Annotated in this window: 1 protein-coding gene; it reads left to right on the top strand. The window is 50.1% G+C overall.

Annotated features, from left to right (window positions below; all coding sequences use genetic code 11):
• Nucleotides 1–115: 115 nt before the first annotated feature.
• Nucleotides 116–3,504: S-layer homology domain-containing protein (locus D1841_RS16775; protein ID WP_166554305.1), on the top strand; the 3,389-nt coding region annotated here is incomplete at its 3' end.

Here is a 3,504-nt window from a genome sequence, read left to right as displayed (position 1 = left end):
GTTTCTGAAGAAATCACTTGCGGCTGTCTTAGCTGTTCTTTTGATTGCCGCAATGATTCCGCTCAGCGCTGCTGCCGAGGTGTTCAAGCCTACAATATATGTAGATAACCTCGAGATGGACAACAGTGGTACCACTTACACTGTTACTAAGTCCATCAATCCCAACAGCGTTTACCTCTCTTCCAACCTGGAGAAAGCCAGTGGCATTCTATGGGTTGTGAACGGCGAGGACGAGTTTGAACTGACAAACGATGGCAGCACCACCATTGACCTCACCCAGTACGCCACCTCCATCAGCGGTGACGTATACACCTTGAAGGTGGAGCAGCGTGGCAGTGAGACAGACAATGACGGCGTTGCCAAGGTTGAGGCTGAGTACACCCTGGTTATCACCAACAGCGTTACTCCCATCGACAAGGAAACCGCTATCACCAAGGTTGTGCATGATGACCTGTATGACCCCGCTTCCTATAAGATTGAGGGCAACACCATCACCATGATCCTGCCCTTTGGCGCTACAATGCCTGAAAATTTAAAAGAGGGCGGCACCCTTGCAACTCCTGAGACGGTTTTCGTGCCTGCTTCTAAAGAGGCCGACGTTACTTACACCGCTTCTGCAGATCTGGAAGACACAGAGGTCGGCAAGATTGGTGAAGTTCTTGTCAGCGTTGCTGGCGGCACCAAGAAGTACGATGTGAAGGTTGAGTACAAAGATTTGTTCGCCAGCCTGAACGTGGAAGGCGAAGTGGAGCACAAGCTTACTTCTACTTGGGACGACACCACTATTACCGACCCGGTTGTTCATACTCTGCTTGTCACCCTGCCTTATGGCACTGCGGCCAGCAGCATTGTTCCCACCTTTAAGCTTGGCGACACTATCAAGAAAATTGAATTCGAGCATGGCGGGAACAGCAATGATGACGAAAAGCGCACCCTGACCAGCGGCATGACCCTGCCGATGGACACAAGTGCTGGTACACCTATTCTGAGCAGTGTGACTGATAAGAGCTGCAAAAAAGATCTTACTGTCACTTTGGACAATGGCGATGAAGTGACTGTAAGTGTAGTCATTGAAGACAAAACTGACAACCCCGAAGCAGTCCTGAAGAGCATTGAGATGGTTGGTGAAGATCAGCAGAGCAGCGGCGGCGCTGACGAGACAACTCTCAAGAGCGTGAAGCAAGACGTGACCGGCACCAACATCACCATTGAAATGCCTGCCAGCTTCAAGGGCCCCACAGCAACCCTGAATTTAGTTGCTTCCAAGGACGCAACTGTTCAGATTGTGAACCAAGGTAATATTACGCCTGTTACGGCAAATTCTAGCACAGGTGTAGCTGCACTGAACGGCGTGAAGGTGAGCGGCGCTAACAACAGCAAAACCTTTGAAATTCTGGTTACCTCCAAGGACGGCAACAGCAAAACTCCTTACCGTGTCACTTGGCATAATGCTGCCAAGGAAGAGGCCCTGCTGAAGTCTATCACTTTCCAGGAAGTAGATGCAAACGGCAAGGTTGTGGGCAGCTATGCTCTTTCTGCTGCAAACTTCAAGAAAAACAGTGTTGATCAGTGGGTGGCAGAGATTTCTGTGCCCTATCGCTTCCGTATACTGGGCACGCTGAACGCTTTGAAAGTGTTTGCTGTTCCCAGCACTGGGGCAGAGGCATCTGGCTCTGGCTCTGGCTCTGATTCTACCAACGGAAAGACCGTTGAGGACTGGTTTAGCGAGCAAACTGACCTGGATGACTTCATTGCTGACGGACTGACCCTGAACGTGACGAACGACAACGCAGTAGATAATGACACAAACATTTATATTATCAAGTTTAAGTTCCAAAAAGCTAAAACAGGCCATGGCCTGCGCGGAATGGAACTGGTTGGCACAGACATGTACAGCCAGATCACTACCGACAACACCTACAAGGCTGAAATTGGCACCATCCAGACCACAAATGGGAAGACTGTAAATGCCATTAAGGTGAACCTGCCCTATTCTTGGAATGCTACAAATTATCCTGCTCTTTATGCATCCCAGTTGAAGCTGGATGACGGCGCAAAAATTATGGATGCGACAGAGGAAAAGAAAGCCCTTGATCCCAAGGTATATGGCAATCAGGCTTCTGCTGTTAAGGGCATTGCTCTGACAGATGCAATGGTTGATTCTCTGGAAAGTGGCAAACTTGATACCACTAAGGCCATTAAACTTCATGTTGCTAACGAAGAGGCTTGGGTTGATAGCCAGGCTACAGTGGGAACCATCAATACAAATATTATTACCTTGGTTGCAAACCAGGACGCTACCATCTATTACGTTTACGGCGTAAAGGCTGCACCTGAAACTGGCAGCGAGATTCTGAGCGTGGAATCCACACTGGACAAGAACGTCACCGCCAAGCTGAACAAGGACAGCAACACCATTGATATTACTGTGCCTTATTCTTATAACAACGCCGATGGAACTGCCCTTGCAAATTGCAAGAATTTCACTTTGAACTTTGCTCTGTCTAAGCTTGCTAAGTTAGATGTTCAATTAGATTTAACTTTTAACCGTTCTACAGGACTTGTTTCTGATTTGGGAAGCACCGAAACAACAGACCCAACGCATTTCGTTGTTAGAGATGATAAATTCCACTTTGATTCTGGTGTTGTGGCATCCAATGGGACAGTCACTCCTACAATTGACTGGAGAGGCCCTGTGCCTAATGCTGTTTCGTGGGACTCTTCTACCAAAACAGCCGGCACTGTCCCTGTGCTTGTAACCGCTGAGGACGGTAAGAGCACTTCCAAGTACACCATCCGTTACAAGGTAGCCGAGAAGCAAATGGGCGCTGACCTGCTGGAGGTTTCCGTAAACGGCACCAAGGCCGCCATTACGGCAGGCTCCACCATCGTGAACCTGACCCTGCCTGTAGGCACCAAGCTGAACCCCCAGAAGCTGGACATCACTGCTTCCAAGATGGCCAGTGTTACCATTAATGGCCAGGCCTACAAGCCCACCAACAGCTATGATCTGAGCAGCGATCTGGAAATCGTGGTGACCTCTGAAGGCGGCGAAGTTGTCAACAGCTTCACCCTCAAGACCCAGGTTGCCAAGGGCTTCTCTGATGTGAAGTCTGGTGATTGGTTTTATAATTATGTGAGCCAGGCTGTAGCTTCCGGCGTTGTGCTGGGCTATGACGACGGCACCTTCAAGCCCTATAACAATATCTCCCGTCAGGAGTTTGCCGTGATGACCATGCGTATGCTGGGCGGCGCGGCTGACCCCAACGCCACCATACCTTATACCGATGGCGATCAGGTAGCCGACTGGGCCAAGGGCGCTGTTGCTTACTGCGCAGCCAACAAGATCCTCAACGGCTACGAGGACGGCACTTTCAAGCCTAATGTCACTATCACCCGTGAGGAAGCCGCTAAGATTCTTGCCGCGGCCCTCAAGCTGGAAGTGACCGGCACCACCACTTTCGCAGACAACGCCCGGATTCAGACTTGGGCAGTGCCCTACGT

The organism is Neglectibacter sp. X4, from assembly GCF_009917365.1.
Taxonomy (GTDB): Bacteria; Bacillota; Clostridia; order Oscillospirales; family Acutalibacteraceae; genus Acutalibacter.
Note: the sequence above shows the minus strand (reverse complement) of the source record. Positions and strands in the feature narration are given on the sequence as shown.